This window comes from Niveispirillum sp. FG156 (assembly GCF_057809555.1).
In genome coordinates this window covers 1-16,250 of sequence record NZ_JBMDKE010000071.1, presented here as the reverse complement: position 1 = coordinate 16,250, position 16,250 = coordinate 1, and the positions used below count along the sequence as shown (strand labels likewise).

11 protein-coding genes are annotated in these 16,250 nt (G+C 63.6%); 8 read left to right on the top strand and 3 right to left on the bottom strand.

Going from position 1 to position 16,250, the window contains the following annotated elements:
* Window positions 1-119 precede the first annotated feature (119 nt).
* From ACODSP_RS27525 to ACODSP_RS27505, 5 genes are all read left to right on the top strand, one after another.
* The gene (locus ACODSP_RS27525) at window positions 120-554 is read left to right on the top strand and encodes a hypothetical protein (RefSeq protein WP_488968709.1); all 435 of its coding nucleotides are present in this window, start codon (window positions 120-122) and stop codon (window positions 552-554) included.
* Window positions 555-854: 300 nt separating this feature from the next.
* Entirely contained in the window at window positions 855-3,962 is a 3,108-nt protein-coding gene (locus ACODSP_RS27520) for an efflux RND transporter permease subunit (RefSeq protein ID WP_488968708.1), read from the top strand.
* Between the two features lie 197 nt (window positions 3,963-4,159).
* Window positions 4,160-5,224 carry an efflux RND transporter periplasmic adaptor subunit gene (locus tag ACODSP_RS27515; protein ID WP_488968707.1) on the top strand — a complete coding sequence of 355 codons (1,065 nt, stop codon included), beginning with the start codon at window positions 4,160-4,162 and terminating at the stop codon, window positions 5,222-5,224.
* A gap of 91 nt (window positions 5,225-5,315) precedes the next feature.
* Window positions 5,316-6,527, top strand: coding sequence for a DUF3667 domain-containing protein (locus tag ACODSP_RS27510; RefSeq protein WP_488968706.1), 1,212 nt, complete (start codon window positions 5,316-5,318; stop codon window positions 6,525-6,527).
* Between the two features lie 217 nt (window positions 6,528-6,744).
* The gene (locus ACODSP_RS27505; RefSeq protein WP_488968705.1) at window positions 6,745-7,107 is read left to right on the top strand and encodes a hypothetical protein; all 363 of its coding nucleotides are present in this window, start codon (window positions 6,745-6,747) and stop codon (window positions 7,105-7,107) included.
* Window positions 7,108-7,124: 17 nt separating this feature from the next.
* Here the strand turns inward: ACODSP_RS27505 and ACODSP_RS27500 are convergent, their stop codons facing one another.
* From ACODSP_RS27500 to ACODSP_RS27490, 3 genes are all read right to left on the bottom strand, one after another.
* Window positions 7,125-8,096, bottom strand: a complete 972-nt coding sequence (locus ACODSP_RS27500) for a glucokinase (protein ID WP_488968704.1) — start codon at window positions 8,094-8,096, stop codon at window positions 7,125-7,127.
* 45 nt (window positions 8,097-8,141) lie between these two features.
* Entirely contained in the window at window positions 8,142-9,221 is a 1,080-nt protein-coding gene (locus tag ACODSP_RS27495) for a LacI family DNA-binding transcriptional regulator (protein ID WP_488968703.1), read from the bottom strand.
* 123 nt (window positions 9,222-9,344) lie between these two features.
* Window positions 9,345-10,559, bottom strand: a complete 1,215-nt coding sequence (locus tag ACODSP_RS27490; RefSeq protein WP_488968702.1) for a sugar MFS transporter — start codon at window positions 10,557-10,559, stop codon at window positions 9,345-9,347.
* Between the two features lie 314 nt (window positions 10,560-10,873).
* Between ACODSP_RS27490 and ACODSP_RS27485 the strand changes: the two genes are divergently transcribed.
* The 3 genes from ACODSP_RS27485 to ACODSP_RS27475 all read left to right on the top strand — a co-directional run bounded on the left by ACODSP_RS27485 (window position 10,874) and on the right by ACODSP_RS27475 (window position 16,178).
* A complete protein-coding gene (locus tag ACODSP_RS27485) occupies window positions 10,874-12,226 on the top strand; it encodes an MFS transporter (protein ID WP_488968701.1) in 1,353 nt (450 codons plus the stop codon).
* Between the two features lie 281 nt (window positions 12,227-12,507).
* Window positions 12,508-13,626: a hypothetical protein gene (locus tag ACODSP_RS27480; protein WP_488968700.1), complete on the top strand. Its 1,119-nt coding sequence runs from the start codon at window positions 12,508-12,510 to the stop codon at window positions 13,624-13,626.
* A 170-nt stretch (window positions 13,627-13,796) separates the two neighbouring features.
* Complete coding sequence (locus ACODSP_RS27475; RefSeq protein WP_488968699.1) at window positions 13,797-16,178, top strand: glucan 1,4-alpha-glucosidase; 2,382 nt, start codon at window positions 13,797-13,799, stop codon at window positions 16,176-16,178.
* The last annotated feature ends 72 nt before the right edge of the window (window positions 16,179-16,250 follow it).

Genomic DNA, 16,250 nt, shown 5'->3' with positions numbered 1-16,250 from the left:
CAGATTCTCACATCGACGCCATCTTGTGAATCCTTTGTCAGCGTCATTGCACTAGCATCCGCACTCGCTTCTCGGCAATGGTCGCCGCGGGGGCGTTCAGTCGGGAGGTCGCCGACCGATTGTTCGCGGACAGCCCGTTCCAAACTGAGCAACTCGAGGCACGCTCGAACAAGTTCTGGATGGTTTCGCATCCGATCGCGATTGATTACAGCGGGGTTGCGGTATTACTGGAAAGCTGGGGCGGCGAATCCGCCTATTTTTGGCAACGCGATCCCGAGCTCCAGAAACTGTTGAAGGGTCTAGGAACGCCGCGGGTGCTTGAGCTGGCCATGCCGCTTCGCCATTCGCGCCACACCTGTGCCGCTGCCAAAGCCGTCGTGGCAACCTATGGCCGGATGGTCGGTGCGATGCCGGACATGAGTGCCTTCGATCTCTACACAACTCAGCCACTTGGCCCGGACCATGTTATGGCCGTGCACAGTGAGGGCGACGCTGCGTTTTTTTCGCTCGCGCGCGGCTATCCGGATAGCTACGTCGACCAGGATTTCGATTGATCGGGAATGAGATCGCAGGTGGCAAAGAACACCGCGCTCGTTAATCAGAGAGAAAAATTTCATATATATTCGCGAATAAGTGGGTAATGTCTGCTTTCTCCGTGACCTGATCGAAAATCCGCCCGTCCGCTCCCGGCCCCAAAGCCCCCCTGTAACAGCCCGTTACAAATCCCTACCATCCATTAACCAAGCCCAACGGACAGGTTACACGGTCCCGCCTATGGTGATCACATGGGCGGGTCGGTTTTCGGACGGCTGTAACCGCCCCTTCGGCAGGTCCCGAACGGACAGGGGTTGGTCATGGATGTCATCAAGCTGGGTTTGCGCAATCCGGCGGCGCTGGCGGTTTCGGTGCTGCTGGTGGTGGGGTTGGGGGTCTGGTCGATCCTGACCTTGCCGGTGCAGCTGTTTCCTGAGGTCAAGCAGCCCACGCTGGGCATTGAGGCGTCGTGGCGCGCCGCGTCTCCGCAGGAGGTGGAGAGCGAGATCCTGGAGCCCATCGAGGATGTGATGAAGGGCCTGCCCGGTGTGACCGAGATGCAGGGCTTTGCCAATCCCGGTGGGGCGTTCGTCAGCCTGGAGTTTGATGCCAAGACCGACATGCAGCAGACCATGCTGGATGTCATCAGCCGGCTGAACCGCATCCCCTCGCGCCCTGCCGATGCCGATCCGCCGCGCCTGATCATAGGCGGGGGCGACAATGCCAATGAGACCCTGATCTATTATTTCGTGCAGAAGATGCCGGGCACACCCGGCGCCCTGACCGACCATTATCATTACCTCATCGAGGATGTGATCCCCCGGATCGAGGCGATCCAGGGCGTGGCGCGGGTGGATTTCGGCGGACAGGCCGAGGCGCCGCAGCAGGAAGTGCAGATCATCTTCGACCCGTTCAAGATGGCGCAGTACGGCATCACCATCCCCACCGTGTCGGGTCTGGTCGGTCGGGCGCAGGATGTGACGGGCGGCTTTGTCGATGATGGACGGCGCATCTATACCGTCCGCTACAAGGGCCGGTTCAAGCCCGAACAGTTCAGCGATCTGGTCCTGGAATGGCGCGATGGGCGCCCGGTGAAGCTGGGCGATGTGGCCGAGGTGAAGGTGCAACTGGGCCGGCAGTGGCAATATGCGTTCCAGAATGGCAACGAGGCCATCGGCCTGCGCGTCATCCGCCGCGAAGGCGCCAATGTTCTGGCCACCCTGACCCAGGTCAAGGAGCTGATGGCGGAACTGCGCGATGGGGAGATGAAGGCCAAGGGCCTGACCAATAATCAGAGCTTCGATCCGTCCGTCTATATCGAGAGCGCCATCGGCCTGCTGTCCGGCAATCTTCTGTCGGGCATTCTGCTGGCCGTGGCGGTGCTGTGGCTGTTCCTGCGGCGTACGCAGCTGACGCTGCTGGTCGCCATGACCATTCCCATCTCGCTGCTGTCGCTGTTCGCGGTGCTGGCCATCACGGGGCGGTCGATCAATGTCATCTCCCTGGCGGGGCTGGCCTTTGCGGTGGGCATGGTGATCGACAGCGCCATCGTGGTGCTGGAAAACATCGTGCGCATGCGCGACCGGGGCATGGGCAATGACGAGGCCAGCCATGAGGGCACGCGGCGCGTCATTTCCGCCCTGTTCGCTTCCGCCGCGACCACCGTCATCACCTTTGTGCCCATCGTGTTCATGCGCGAGGTGGAGGGGCAGATCTTCGCCGATCTGGCGCTGACCATCGCGGTCGGTGTCACGATCAGCCTGATCGTCTGTGCCACGGTGCTGCCGGTGGCGGCGGCCAAGCTGATGAAGGTGACGCCGCGCATGGGCGGTGAGGCGCGGTGGGTGGAATGGCTGTCCTTGAAGATCATGGACCTGACCGCCACAAACAGACGCCGCGCCGCCGTTATCGTGGGGCTGGTCGTGGTGTCGCTGGGCGGGTCGTACCTGCTGTTCCCGTCCATGTCCTACCTGCCGCCCGTGAAGCGCGACAGTGTCGACGCCTTCCTGAACTTCCCCGTCGGCACCTCGGTCGATCTGGCGAAGGAGGAGGTGGCCAAGGTCGTGGTCGACCGCTTCATGCCCTATTACACGGGCGAGAAGCAGCCCAAGGCCAAGAATTTCTACTTCATCGGCTGGCCGGGCGGCGGGTCCATCGCGGTGCGCCTGGAAGACCCCGACCGGCTGGACGAGATGATGGGGATCGTCAAGAACGAGATCCTGGCGGGATTCCCCGATGTGCAGGGCTTCCCCAACCGCGGCAATCTGTTCGGTGGCCTGGGCGCGGAGGGCAATGTCTCCATCCTGCTGCAATCCAGCGATCCGGCGGCCCTGTCGGAGGCGGCGTCAAAGGGCCTGGCGCTGTTGCGCGAAAAGCTGCCGGATGTGCAATCCTGGTCCAACCCCAACCCGGAAATGGCGCAGCCGCAGCTGACCGTCATGCCCAATGACCGCCGCATCTCCGAAGTGGGCTGGACCCGCGTACAGGTGGGACAGGTGGTCCGGGCGCTGGGCGACGGGTTGTGGCTGGGTGAGCATTTTGACGGGCAGAACCGGCTGGACATCATCCTGCGCTCACCGGAATGGACGGGGCCGGAGGAGCTGGAGAATGTGCCGGTGGCGACACCGTCGGGCACCGTGGTGCCGCTGGGCCAGCTGGTCACTGTTTCCCGTGAGGTTGGGCCGTCCGGCATCACCCGTGTCGATGGCCGCCGTACCATCACGCTCAACCTTCAGCCCGGCGAGAATATCGCCCTGGAGGATGTGATGGTGATGTTGAAGCGGGATATCGAACCGCAGCTGCGCGCCTTCCTGCCGGCGGATGGCACCTTGCGCTATGGCGGGTCGGCGGACCGGCTGGACGCTACCGTCGCGGCCATGGGCAAGAACTTCATCATCGCGCTGGGTCTGCTGTTCTTGCTGATGGCGCTGTTGTTCAAGTCGGCCAAGGACAGCGCCATGGTGATGATCTCCATCCCGCTGGCGACCGTGGGCGGGCTGGCGCTGCTGGATTTCACCAACCTGTTCACGTTCCAGCCGCTGGACCTGCTGACCATGATCGGCTTCATCATCCTGCTGGGCATTGTGGTCAACAATGCCATCCTGCTGGTCGATGAGACGCGCATGTGCGAGGCCGAAGGCAAGGGCAGGGCGGAGGCCGTGCACCAGGCCCTGCGGTCGCGCATCCAGCCGATCTTCATGGGCACGCTGACCACCATCGCCGGCATGGGTCCGATGATCGTGGTGCCGGGCGAGGGCAGCGTCATCTATCGCGGCATTGCCGCCGTGCTGACCGGTGGGCTGGCGGTGTCGACGGTGTTCACGCTTCTGCTGCTGCCGGCCTTGCTGCGGCTGGGCGAGAAGGACAAGGCAGTGGCGGAGCCGGCGCCGGATTATGGGCAGAAGGTGACGCGGCTGGCGGCGGAGTAGCGCGGATTAGCGCAGCGTAATCCGCGGGGCCATGTTGACGGCGTTCCGCGGATTACGGCTCCGCCTAATCCGCGCTACAAAATAATCACTTGTGCCGATTGCCCACCTTTACACGCCCGTTACATATCGAAACCCGCATGTTACGGGGTTTTGATTACAAGGGTTCAATATTCCCCCATCGAAGGGAGCCTGAGATCATGAACGCTTTCCATCGCCCGCTTGCGGCCCTGCTGCTGCTGTCCACCATGGCCCTGTCGGCGGCAGCGCAGCAGGCGCCGGCGCCCGCCGCCAAGGTGAAGGTGGAGGCGGCCAGCCTGCGGCAGATGGCGCCGGTGCTGCAGGTGCCGGGCAGCGTGATGTCGCGCCAGGATGCGGATGTGGCGGCGGAAGTGTCGGGGCGGGTGACCTGGGTGGCCGAAGCCGGCACCAAGCTGGCGGCGGGCGAGGCCCTGGCGCGGGTTGATGACCGGCTGCTGCGCCTGGAGCTGCGCCAGTATGAGGCGCAGATCAAGAGCCTGCAAAGCCAGCTGACCTTTCAGGAGCGCGAGGTGGAGCGGCAGCGGCAATTGGCCGAGCGCGGTACCGCGACCATCGTCAAGCTGGAGGAGGCCAATAGCCGCCGCGACGTGCTGGCCCAGGATCTGGTCCGCGCCCAGGCCAGCCGCGACCGCACCGCCCTGGAGATCGAACGCACCGTGGTGAAGGCGCCGTTCGCCGGTCAGGTGGCCGAGCGCATGCTGGAGGTCGGTGAATATTCCGCCCCCGGCGCGAAGGTCGCGCGTCTGGTGGCCGTAGATCAGGTGGAGGTGCGCGCCCAGGCGCCGGTTTCCATCGCCCGCCACCTGAGCGAGGGGATCAGCGTTTCCCTGGATGTTGAAGGGCAGCCGGCCCAGGGCAAGGTGACGCGCATCATCGGCATCGGCGAGGCGCAGTCGCGCACCTTCGAGGTGCGGGTGGCCCTGCCGCGCGGGGAGGCGAACTGGATCGTCGGGTCGGCGGTCAAGGTCGGCCTGCCGTCCGCCACCGCCGAACAGGTGGTGGCGGTGCATCGCGACGCCCTGGTCCTGCGCGGGGACGGCACCTGGCTGTTCCGGGTCAATGCCCAGAACAAGGCCGAGCGCGTGGCGGTGAAGACCGGCACCAGCATCGGCGACTGGGTGCAGGTGACGGGCGATGTCCGCGACGGCGACCGTATGGTCGTGCGCGGGGCGGAACGGCTGCGCGAGGGGCAGGAGGTCGAGCTGGACCCTAAGGTGAGCTGAACGGTGATGTAGACGGACGCCGCCCCACGCTGGTCCTTGATCTTCAAGGGCTTTCCCTGCACCCTGCGCGTTGTGGGTGAGGGGGGATTGCATGAGCGACGGGATCGAATCTGTGGGCGCCATGGCCACGGCTGGCCTGGCGGCGGCGGCCATTGAGGGGGAGAGTGGCCGGCATGGGCACGGTGCCCATGGCGCTTGTGCCAATTGCGGCACCAAACTGACCGGCAGCTTCTGTCACGCCTGTGGTCAGGCGGGGCATCTGCACCGGTCCATGCTGCATATCGTGGAGGAATTCTTCCACGGCATCCTGCATTTCGACAGCAAGGCCTGGCGCACCCTGCCGCTGCTGGCGTTCAAGCCCGGCAAACTGACCTATGATTATATCCATGGCCACCGGGCGCGCTATGTCACGCCCATGGCCATGTTCCTGTTCTCCGTCTTCGTGATGTTCATGAGTTTCTCCCTGCTGGGCATCAGCACAAATGTGCCGGTGGCCGTACCCGTGGAGGAACAGCGCGAGGCCCTGACCCATGCCCGTCAGGGGGTGGAGGAGGCGCGGGCCGATCTGGCGGAGGCGGAGGCGGAACTGGCCCAGGCGCTGGGCGCTGGCGAGGATGTGAAGGCCGAGACGAAGCAGCGCGACCGGGCGCAGCGGCGCCTGGTAACGGCGCAGAAATCGGTGGACGCCATCGATGCCGCCCTGGCCGCCGCCGGTGTGGCCATCGCGCCCCCGACACCGCCCAAGCCGGGCGAAAAGCCGGGTGTGCCCGACCTGCCCAAGGTCGTCACCAATGGCCCTGTCACCACCGAGAACCTGTCGGATATTCTGACCCGGAACTTTGAAGAGGATCTGAATATCAATATCGGCAGTCCGGAGCTTGAGGCCAAGATCAAGAAGAAGCTGAAGAATCCGGAACTGCTGCTCTATAAGATGCAGAATACGGCCTATAAGTTCTCCTGGCTGCTGATCCCCATCTCCCTGCCGTTCCTATGGCTGCTGTTCTTCTGGAAGCGCGGCGTGGCCATGTATGACCATGCCATCTTCTCGCTCTATTCCCTGTCCTTCATGTCGCTGCTGTTCATCGTCATCTCGCTGGTGATCAAGTTCCTGCCGACATGGGAGGGGACGATCGCCGCACTGATCCTGCTGGCGCCACCGGTACACATGTTCTTTCAGCTGCGCGGCACCTATCGCCTGTCCAATTTCGGGGCGCTGTGGCGGACCGTGGCGCTGCTGTTCATCACGCTGATGACCAGCATTACCTTTGTGGTGTTCATCGTGTCGATGGGGGTGGCGGGGTAGGGTTTACCCTGTCGGGGGTTGCCCTCACCCTCCCATTGACTGGCGTCAATAGGCCCCTCCCTCTCCCACCTTCGTGGGCGAGGGGTGAAGATTTAGCCCCTCGCCCGCTTGCGGGAGAGGGAGGGGCCCGAACGCGGTAGCGTTTGGGAGAGTGAGGGAACAACGGTCTGGGTGTGACGTCACACACCGCTGTCACACAGCCTTATTCGGAGGAGCGGTGAGCGTCGATTACTCCGTGATGGATATGCCTGCGACGTTGTCACGGGTCGTGAAACGGCAGCATCCTGACGACCCGGCCATCTGGATCATGGATGAGGGCTGGTATTCCCGGACCCGGCAAATCTATGCCGCCCTGCGGTCATTCCTGATTGGAAACGGACTCGTCGCCAGGGACCTCGCCGATGTGTCTTTAGAGGAGACGGTCATTATGCTCAGCGATCTTACGGGAGAGGGGCAGGCGCTGGAAAGGTCGGGGGCGATAGACCGGTGGCTGGCTTCCTTCGACAGGCCCGGATCAAGGAAGCCGACCAGCAACGTGACGCTGCTGGTCAAGGCGTTGGAGACGATCCGCGCCGGGTGAGCGGCGCGGAATTCCGGTTACCGCCCCACCCGCCGCACATGGGCGGCGAGGCCCAGGAAGGCCGGGTAGGGGTGGGTCACGACATAGGTGGGGATGGGGCCGAGGAAGGCGCGCATGCGGCCCTTTTCCACGAAGCGCTTGCGGAAGCGGCTGTGCTGGAACCAGGCCATGAAGCGGGGGATGATGCCGCCGGCGATGAAGACGCCGCCTCTAGAGCCCAGCGACAAGGCGAGGTTGCCGGCCACGGACCCCAGCATGGCGCAGAACATGTCCAGCGCCTCCACGCAAATCGCGTCGCGCTTGCCCACGGCCCGGTCGGAGATTTCGGCGGCGGTCAGCTTTTCAGGTTCCACCCCGTCCAGGAAGCACAGCGTCTCATAAAGGTTCACGAGGCCGGGGCCGCAGACAAGGCGTTCGGCGGAGACATGTTCGAACTGCTTGCGCAACTGTCCCAGGACGGCACTTTCGCGGTCGGTGATGGGGGCCATGGTGACATGCCCGCCCTCTGTCGCCAGTGCTGTGAAATGACCAGCGCTGTCAGGCACCAGGGCCGATACGCCCAGGCCAGAGCCCGGCCCCAGCACGGCGATGGGCGCGCCGGCAACGGGATCGCCCTCGCCCACCTGCACGTAATCTTCCGGTTTCAGTTCCGGGATGCCCAGTGCCACGGCGGTGAAGTCGTTGATCAGGTCAAGGCGGGCCAGACCCAGATCATGGGCCACGGCCTTGATCGAGAATTCCCAGGCCAGATTGGTCATGCGGATCAGGTCGCCCGTCACGGGCGAGGCGACGGCGAAGGTGGCAACCTGCACCTTGCCCACCAGATCCTGCATCTTCAGATAGGTGAAGGCCGCATCCTGCAAGGTGGGATAATCGGCGCAGCGCAGCACCTGCTCATTATAGGGGGCGCCAGCCGGCCCAACCAGGGCGAAGCGGGCATTGGTGCCGCCGATATCGGCGATCAGGAAGGGGGCGGTACCGTCGGTCATGGTGTCGTTCCAGGCAGGCGGAGGTAAGTGTGGTTTGACGATGGATCAGGCACTGCGCACGGGGCGCAATGCTGCACCGGGCTGGCCGGGGGCCGGGCCGGTGGACCCACGGATGATCAGGGAATGGTCAAGCTGCCGGTGGGGCATGGGGTTCTCCCACACGCCCGCATCCTTGCGCTTGATGAGTTCCAGAAGAATGTCGGCGGCGGCCTCTGCCATCTGGATCACGGGCTGGCGGATAGTCACCAGCTGTGGCCAGACCATGCTGGCGATGGGCATGTCATCGAACCCGACCACCGAAAGCTGTTCGGGCACGGTGATGCCCATGCCATGCGCCACGGCCAGGGTGGCGGCGGCCATTTCATCGTTCGACGCCAGGATGGCCGTAGGCCGGTCGGCCCGTTCCAGCAGGCGCGTGGCGGCGGGCAGGGCGGAGGCGTAGTTGAATTCACCCACCTCGATCAGGTCGGGCATGGGGGCCAGACCGTGATCGGCCAGCGCCTCGCAGAAGCCGGCATAGCGCAGGCGCGTGGCAGCATGCTGCGCCTTGCCCTTGATGAAGCCGATGCGCCTGTGGCCCAGATTGATCAGATGTTCGGTCAGGTCGCGCGTGGCCTTCCATTCGTCGATGCGAACGATGGGCGAGGTGTCGATATCGCGGTCAGGCGCGATGCGGACATAGGGCACGCCGGCGCGTTGCAGCACATTCAGCACGATGGGATTGTCGGTGACGGGCGGGGTCAGAACCACGCCGGCCATCCGCACCTGATTGACCAGGGCGGCGGCGCGTTCCTCCACATCCGGGGCGTTATAGGCAATTTCCTCGATCAGCAGATGGTAGCCCGCCGCGCGGCAACGGTTCAGCATGCCCAGCTGAATATCGTGCGTGTACTGGCCGCCGGTATCGCCATAGAAATGGCCGATCAGGAAGGAGCGTTCGCCGGCCAGGCTGCGCGCCGACAGGGAGGGCTGATAGCCCAGCTGCGTGATAGCCGCCTGCACCCGCTGACGCACCACGTCGCGGACGTTCGGTTCCTTGTTCATCACGCGGCTGACGGTCTTGATCGACACCTCGGCCAGGGCCGCGACGTCGTTGATCGTCGGCTTGCGATGCGACTGCGCCATTTTCACTGAATCTCCCGGTTTGACCGGTGCAATTGTCTGCTTATTCGGTTGCCGGGTCCACTGTCAAAAGCCGCAAAGGTGGCGGGGTTGGAAGACCCCGCCACCAGGACAGCCCGGACCCGGTCAGCGGATGCGGCCGATGCCGTTTTCCAGCGAACCGTTGGTGCATTTCAGGCCAAAGGCCACGATCACCAGATAGCAGGCAACCGGCACGATCATGGACAAATGCAGGTTGGTGGCATCGGCAAACAGGCCCGTCAGCACCGGGATCACCGCCCCACCCACGATGGACAGGCAGAGCAAGCCAGACGCGGCGGGCGTCTGGTCGTCCATATCCTTCACCGAAAGTGAGAAGATGGTGGGGAACATGATGGAGTTGAACAGGCCGATGGCGATGGCGCTATAGGCAGAAACCGGACCCGTGGTGAAGCCGGAGATGGCGGCCAGCACAGTGGTCATGATGGCGCAGAAGCCCAGCACGCGGGACGGCGCGATCTTCGACATGGCGGCGGACCCGATGAAACGGCCGACCATGGCCCCGCCCCAGTAGAAGGCGAGATACTTGGTCGCCTGTTCCTCGGTCAGGCCCAGGGTGCTTTCCAAGCCTAAGTAATTGATCATCAGCGAGCCGATGGCCACTTCCGCACCGACATAGACGAAGATGCAGAGCGCGCCGAAGGCCAGACGCGGATTTTCCTTCAAGGATGGCATGTGCCAATGGGCGGTTTCACGACGCACCACCTTTTCCTTGCCGCGCAGCGCCCAGAACAAGGCGGCCACCGCGAACATCATGCCGGCCAGCACGATGCAGGGCGTTTCCAGAACGCGCAGCATGGTAGTGGCCGACCCCTCACCGGCGGGCACAACCTCCGTCACGGCATCAAAGATGATGGCGCCGGCCAGCAGCGGGCCGATGAAGGTGGCAACCGAATTGAAGGCCTGCGCCAGGGTCAGGCGCTGCGGCGCCGTTTCCGGCGAGCCCAGGCCCGAGGTCAGCGGGTTCATCACCACCTGGATCATCGTCACGCCGGTGGCGATGATGAACAGGGCCAACAGGAACACCCAATATTGCGCAATCTCGATGGCGGGCACGAACAGCAAGATGCCAAAGCCGACCGTGACGAAGCCGACAATGGCGCCGCGCAGATAGCCCAGACGGTCAAGCACGCGGCTGGCCGGCAGAGAGATCAGGAAATAGGCCAGGAAATAGCAGAACTGCGTCAGCATCGCCTCGGCATAGCCCAGGCTGAAGGCCGCCTTGAACTTCGCCACCAGCGGATCGACCAGAACGGTCACGAAACCCACGACGAAGAACAGCATGAAGGTGAAAGGCAGCATCGAACGGGCCACCGGGAACGTACCGTCCCCCCCGGATGCGGCAATAGGACCGGACTGCGCCAAGGCGACCTCCCATCGTTTTGATTTTGTCCCGACATGTCGCAGAAATTGACAACGCTGTCGACACCGTTTTGCATGAACGGTTTGTTTTCTGCCGAAACCCGTAATGATGCAACAAGAAAAGGGGGTGGATCGGGTAATTTCGTAAACGTTCTTGGCAGAATGGGGCCAAGCATGTTCAGTGATGACTAACAAGAAGTCCCGGAGACAGGTGGAAACCACCGCTACCGGGGCGTCCCTGGGAGGACAAGCCGTTGGAGAGTAAGGCTGGCACGTTGAGCCTGGGCCGGAAATTCGGCTATGGGCTGGGGGATTTCGGTCTGAACCTGCATTGGCAGGGGATGGGCCTGTTCCTGACCTTTTTCCAGACAGAGATCATGGGGATTTCGCCCATCTGGGCGGGCGTCACCTTCTTTGTGGCGGCCCTGTGGGACGGGATCACCGACCCGATCATGGGCCTGATCGCCGACCGCACGCGCGGGCGATGGGGCAGCCACCGGCCCTATCTGCTGTTTGGCGCGGTGCCGCTGGCGGCCAGTCTGGCCCTGGCCTTCACGGCACCCGGCTTCACAGGCCCGGCGGCGGTGATGTACGGGCTGGCCACGCATATGCTGTTGCGCACCACCTACACCGTGGTGGCCATCCCCTATTCCAGCCTGTCGGCCCGCATGACCAGTAACGCCGACGAGCGTACGTCGCTTACGGGATGGCGCATGCAGTTCGCGTTCCTGGGCGGGGCGGCGGTATCCTGGATGATGCCGGTCCTGGCCAGGCAATTCGCGGGTCTGGATGGGGCCCAGGGCTATGCGACCGCTGCCGCCATCATCGGCGCGGTATCGGCGGTGGCCTTTGTCCTGTGTTTCCTGATCGTGCGGGAACAGCCGGTGGCGGCGTCGCGCATGGCGCGGGATGAGGGCTTCTGGGACGATCTGAAGGGCTTCCTGGCCCTGGTTCGGCGCGGCGGGCCGACGGTGCAGCTTTACCTCTGTATCCTGATTTCCCAGGTCATGGTGCCGTTGCAGGCCCGTAACTATCTGTATTTCTTCAAATATGGCATTGGCGATATGAGCCGCGCCGATCAGGCCATGGCCTTGTTCGGGGCCATCAATGTTCTGTGCGTTCCGCTCTGGGTCTGGTTGATCCGGCGGACGGAGAAGCTGACGGGCTTCATGGTGGGGGGCACTTTGTTCGCCATCGGCTCTCTCGGATTCGCACTTATGCCGGAATGGAGCTATTGGGGGGCGTTCATTCCGCTGGCCATTTCCTGTGCCGGCCATACCGCCTATGCCGTGTGCATCTGGGCCATGCTGCCCGATACCGTGGATTGGAGCGAATGGCGGTTCCGGCGGCGGGACGAGGGCAAGATTTTCGGGCTGGCCGCCTTTCTGCAAAAGGCCGCCCTGGGCCTGTCAGGCCTGCTGATGGCCGCGGTTTTCCACGGGTTTGACGTGACCAAGGGGCAGGGGGAGGCGTCCGAGACGGGCCTGCGCGTGGTGATGGGGGTTATTCCGCTGGCCGGTATCCTGGCCGCCATGTTCATCATGCGCAATTACCGCCTGGACCTGCGCCGCCATGCCGGCATCGTGGAGCGGCTGGGCAGGCGGTGAGAATTGCCAGCGTTGTCAGGGTGGTCAGCCAACAGGTGGACATGTATGACAAATCCGTGGGCAGAAGCGGCCTCCGGTTCCTGATTTTTGGTGGAAATTGTATAAGTAAGTTCTCATAATATTCAAGTATCCATGGGTGCGCTATTTATGGGAAAGGCCGGGTAGCATGAGTTTGCATCCCGCTATAGATGATAGCGCTCACATTTTTGATTGATCCAGGTGCAAAGGAAGGCTTTACTGTTCCTGTCCAAGAACCCGGTGAACGGGATAAGGGAGGAAACATGTGCGGGAAGCGTTGGGTCCTGCCGGTGGTGGCATTTGCCCTGCTGGCGGGTGGTGGGATTGCTGTGCCCACGCGGGCGATGGCGGATGCGACGGCCCTGGCGGCCTTGCAGGCGCAACTGCCGGGCAAATTGATGAATGATCCGACGGTGCTGGACTGGACCGTCTATGGCCAGGGGCAGAAGAATAAGCGGGTGAAGACGCCGGGCATTGGCGGTGGGGCCGCGATGCAGGTGACGTCGCCATCTGCATCGGAGGCGGCACACACTATCGGTATCAACGTGCCCCTGACGGCAGGGTTCACGCCGGGACAGGCCATCACGGTGGCCTTCTGGGCCCGCACTGTCTCTGCCGAGACGCCGGACGGCAATGGCAAGCTGGGCCTGCGGCTGCAACTGAATGAAGCGCCCTATAGCGGGTTCGGGGACACGATGCTGGCCATCGGCCCGGAATGGAAAATGTATGAGGTGAAGGCCCAGGCCAGCATCAGCGTCGATCCCGGCAAGGCCGTTCTGGGCTTTCAGGTGGCCGCCGCCAAACAGGTGGTGGAGATCGGCCAGATCTTCGTTCTGGATATGGGCGTGAAGGCGGCGGCGGCGGCCCCCACCGGCGGCGGGGCCACATCCATCAGGATGCCGGTGCCGCAGGGGCTGCCCGGCACGCTGCTGAATGATGCGTCCAGCATCGACTGGCCTGTCTATGGCGTCAACCAAAGCAATGCCAAGGTGGAAACCCCCGATGCCGGCGGCGGCTATGCTTTGCGGGTCAGCAGCCCGGCGGCGGATGAGAAGCCGTACAATATTGGCGTGTCGGTGCCGCTGGTCGCCGCCATCGGACCCGACCGGGATATCACGGTCGCCTTCTGGGCCCGCACCATTTCGGCGGAAACCCCGGACGGTAAGGGGCGCATCGGGTTGCGGATGCAGGAGAACGCCGCCCCCTATGCCGGGTTTGGTGACAATATGCTGTCGGTTGGACCCGATTGGAAACTGCATCAGGTGAAGATGCGGTCCAACATGGCCATCGATGCCGGCAAGGGCGTCCTGGGCTTTCAGATCGCCGGTGCCAAACAGGTGGTGGAGATCGGGCAGGTCTATGTGCTGGACATGACCAAGTGAGGGGAGGGGCGGGCGGCATGGTACCGCCCGCCCGCATACGTATTTCGGCACGCTTCGCAGCGCACAACATACGTATTCAGCCGGTAAAACCAGCGTCGATACCTGATCTATGAACGACAAGCGCCACGGCCATGAAGCCGGGGCTGAAATCGGTTGGATTGGGGAGAGACATGACCAGGACCTTGCGCATCACCGCCACCACCCTTGCCGCCCTGTTGATGAGCGGCACCGCCCTGGCCGCGACGGCGCCGGGTGCGCCGGGGGCCAAGCCCACCTTCTCCTATTCCGGGAAGGATGGGATCGGCACATCGTACGAGGCCTATGTCAATGGCCGGTATAAGGATGGCGGCGTGACCGGTCCGGTGTCCAAGGTCTGGTTCTCCCTGGCCCATGGCGTCATCACCGAGACGATGCAGGGCATGATCCATGAGGCGCAGCTGCGCGAGCTGCAATTCGCCGTGGAGGGCGACGGCTTCGTCCATACCGAATATGACGACATGGAAACCCATGTCGATTACCTGCACAAGGACGCGGCCGGGCGGCCTTTGTCGCTGGCCTACAGGATCGTCAACCGCGACCGCCAGGGGCGGTATGAGATCGAGAAGCATGTCTTCACCGATCCCGACCGCGACACGCTGTTCGTGCGCACCATTTTCCGCGCGCTGAAGACGGGCATCACGCCCGTGCTGCTGGCCGACCCGCAGATGGCGGGGACGGGCGGCAATGACAAGGCCGATACGGTTGGCGGCACCCTGAACGCCGTGGAGGGCACGCACACGCTGGTCATCAAGGCCGATAAGCCGTTCGTGAAGGTCAGTGTCGGCTTTGTCGGCGCGTCGGACGGGTTGAGCCAGCTGCTTCGGGATGGGGCGCTTAGCGTTTATGACACCACGGGTGCCAAGTCGGGCAATGTGGCGCTGGCGGGTGAGCTGCCGACCCTGACGGCGGGGCAGGAGGCCAGCTATGATGTGGTGGTGGCGTTCGGGGCCGACCGCGCCGCCGCGACCGCCGTCGCCGATGCCAGCCTGAAAGCCGGATATGCCGCGACGCTGGCCAAGTTCAACGGCCAGGGCGAGGCCGTGGGCTGGGAAGATTACATCCAGGGTCTGGCCCCGCTGAAGGACCTGGCGGCCATGGCCACCGATGGCGGCAGCCTGGCCTTTGTGTCGGCCCTGGTGTTGAAGGCGCAGGAAGACAAGACCTATGCCGGCGCGTTGATCGCGTCCCTGTCGGCGCCGTGGGGTGATACGGTGTCGACCGAGAAGCTGGCCACCGGGTATAAGGCCGTCTGGCCGCGCGATTTCTATCAATGCGCCATGGCGCTGCTGGCGCTGGGCGACAAGGATACGCCACTGGCCGCCTTCAACTATCTGAAGACGGTGCAGGTGTCGGCCCAGACCAAGGGCAACACGGGCGCCAATGGCTGGTTCCTGCAGAAGACCCATGTCGATGGCACCATCGAATGGGTCGGTGTGCAGTTGGACCAGACGGCCATGCCGATCATGCTGGGCTGGAAGCTGTGGCAGGCGGGATTGGTGGATGAGGCGGCGCTGAAAGCCATGTACCCGACCATGTTGAAGCCGGCGGCGGACTTCCTGGTCAAGGGCGGCAAGATCGGGCTGGATTGGAACGACAAAACCATCACGCCGCCCAACAGCCAACAGGAACGCTGGGAAGAACAGCCGGGCCATTCGCCCTCCACCACCGCCGCCATCGTGGCGGGCCTGATCAGCGCGGCGGAAATCGCCAACAAGCTGGGGCAGGTGGAGGATGCCAAGACCTATCGCGCGACCGCAGATGCCATGAATGCCGCCATTGAGGCGCGGATGTTCACGACGACCGGCACCTATGGCAATGGCCGCTACTTCCTGCGCGTCAACCAGAACGACAATCCCAATGACAAGGGGCCGGTGAATGCCGCCAACGGGCAGCAGGGCCTGACCGAGAATGTCTATCTGGATGGCGGGTTCCTCGAACTGGTCCGCTATGGCGTGCGGGCGCCCAATGCCGACAGCATCCTGGACAGCCTGATTGAACTGGACGACATGTCCATTCCCGACCATTTCCGCGTGAAATATGAGTTCAAGTTCGCGGGCGATCCGGCCACATATCCCGGCTGGCGTCGCTATGGCAATGACGGCTATGGCGAGGATATCCGCAATGGCGGCAATTACGGCACGGGCGAGCTGAAAGGTGGCATGGGCGTTGGGCAGCGCGGGCGTGTCTGGCCGATCTTCACCGGCGAGCGCGGCCATTATGAGCTGGCCCGCGCCAGCGCCAAGCCCGGCGGCGTGACGGCGGCGGATCTGGACAGCATCCGCATGACCTATGTCCGAGCCATGGAGAAGTTCGCCAATGAAGGGATGATGATCCCCGAGCAGGTGTGGGACGGGGTCGGTGTGATGCCCAAAGGTTATCAGTTGGGTGAAGGGACCAACAGCGCCACCCCGCTGGCCTGGAGCCATGCCGAATATGTGAAGCTGCTGCGGTCGGTGCGTGACCGGCAGGTGTGGGACCTGTATGCGCCGGTGGTGGCGCGGTATGGGAAGTGAGGGGGAGTTGATAGGGTTCCCTCACCCTCCCATCGGCTGACGCCGACGGGCCCCTCCCTCTCCCGCAAGCGG

Excerpts from the sequence above, each read along its gene's own strand:
- ACODSP_RS27520 (WP_488968708.1), top strand. The coding sequence starts at position 855 with ATGGATGTCATCAAGCTGGGTTTGCGCAATCCGGCGGCGCTGGCGGTT.
- ACODSP_RS27515 (WP_488968707.1), top strand. The coding sequence starts at position 4,160 with ATGAACGCTTTCCATCGCCCGCTTGCGGCCCTGCTGCTGCTGTCCACC.
- ACODSP_RS27510 (WP_488968706.1), top strand. The coding sequence starts at position 5,316 with ATGAGCGACGGGATCGAATCTGTGGGCGCCATGGCCACGGCTGGCCTG.
- ACODSP_RS27500 (WP_488968704.1), bottom strand. The coding sequence starts at position 8,096 with ATGACCGACGGTACCGCCCCCTTCCTGATCGCCGATATCGGCGGCACC.
- ACODSP_RS27495 (WP_488968703.1), bottom strand. The coding sequence starts at position 9,221 with ATGGCGCAGTCGCATCGCAAGCCGACGATCAACGACGTCGCGGCCCTG.
- ACODSP_RS27490 (WP_488968702.1), bottom strand. The coding sequence starts at position 10,559 with ATGCTGCCTTTCACCTTCATGCTGTTCTTCGTCGTGGGTTTCGTGACC.
- ACODSP_RS27480 (WP_488968700.1), top strand. The coding sequence starts at position 12,508 with ATGTGCGGGAAGCGTTGGGTCCTGCCGGTGGTGGCATTTGCCCTGCTG.
- ACODSP_RS27475 (WP_488968699.1), top strand. The coding sequence starts at position 13,797 with ATGACCAGGACCTTGCGCATCACCGCCACCACCCTTGCCGCCCTGTTG.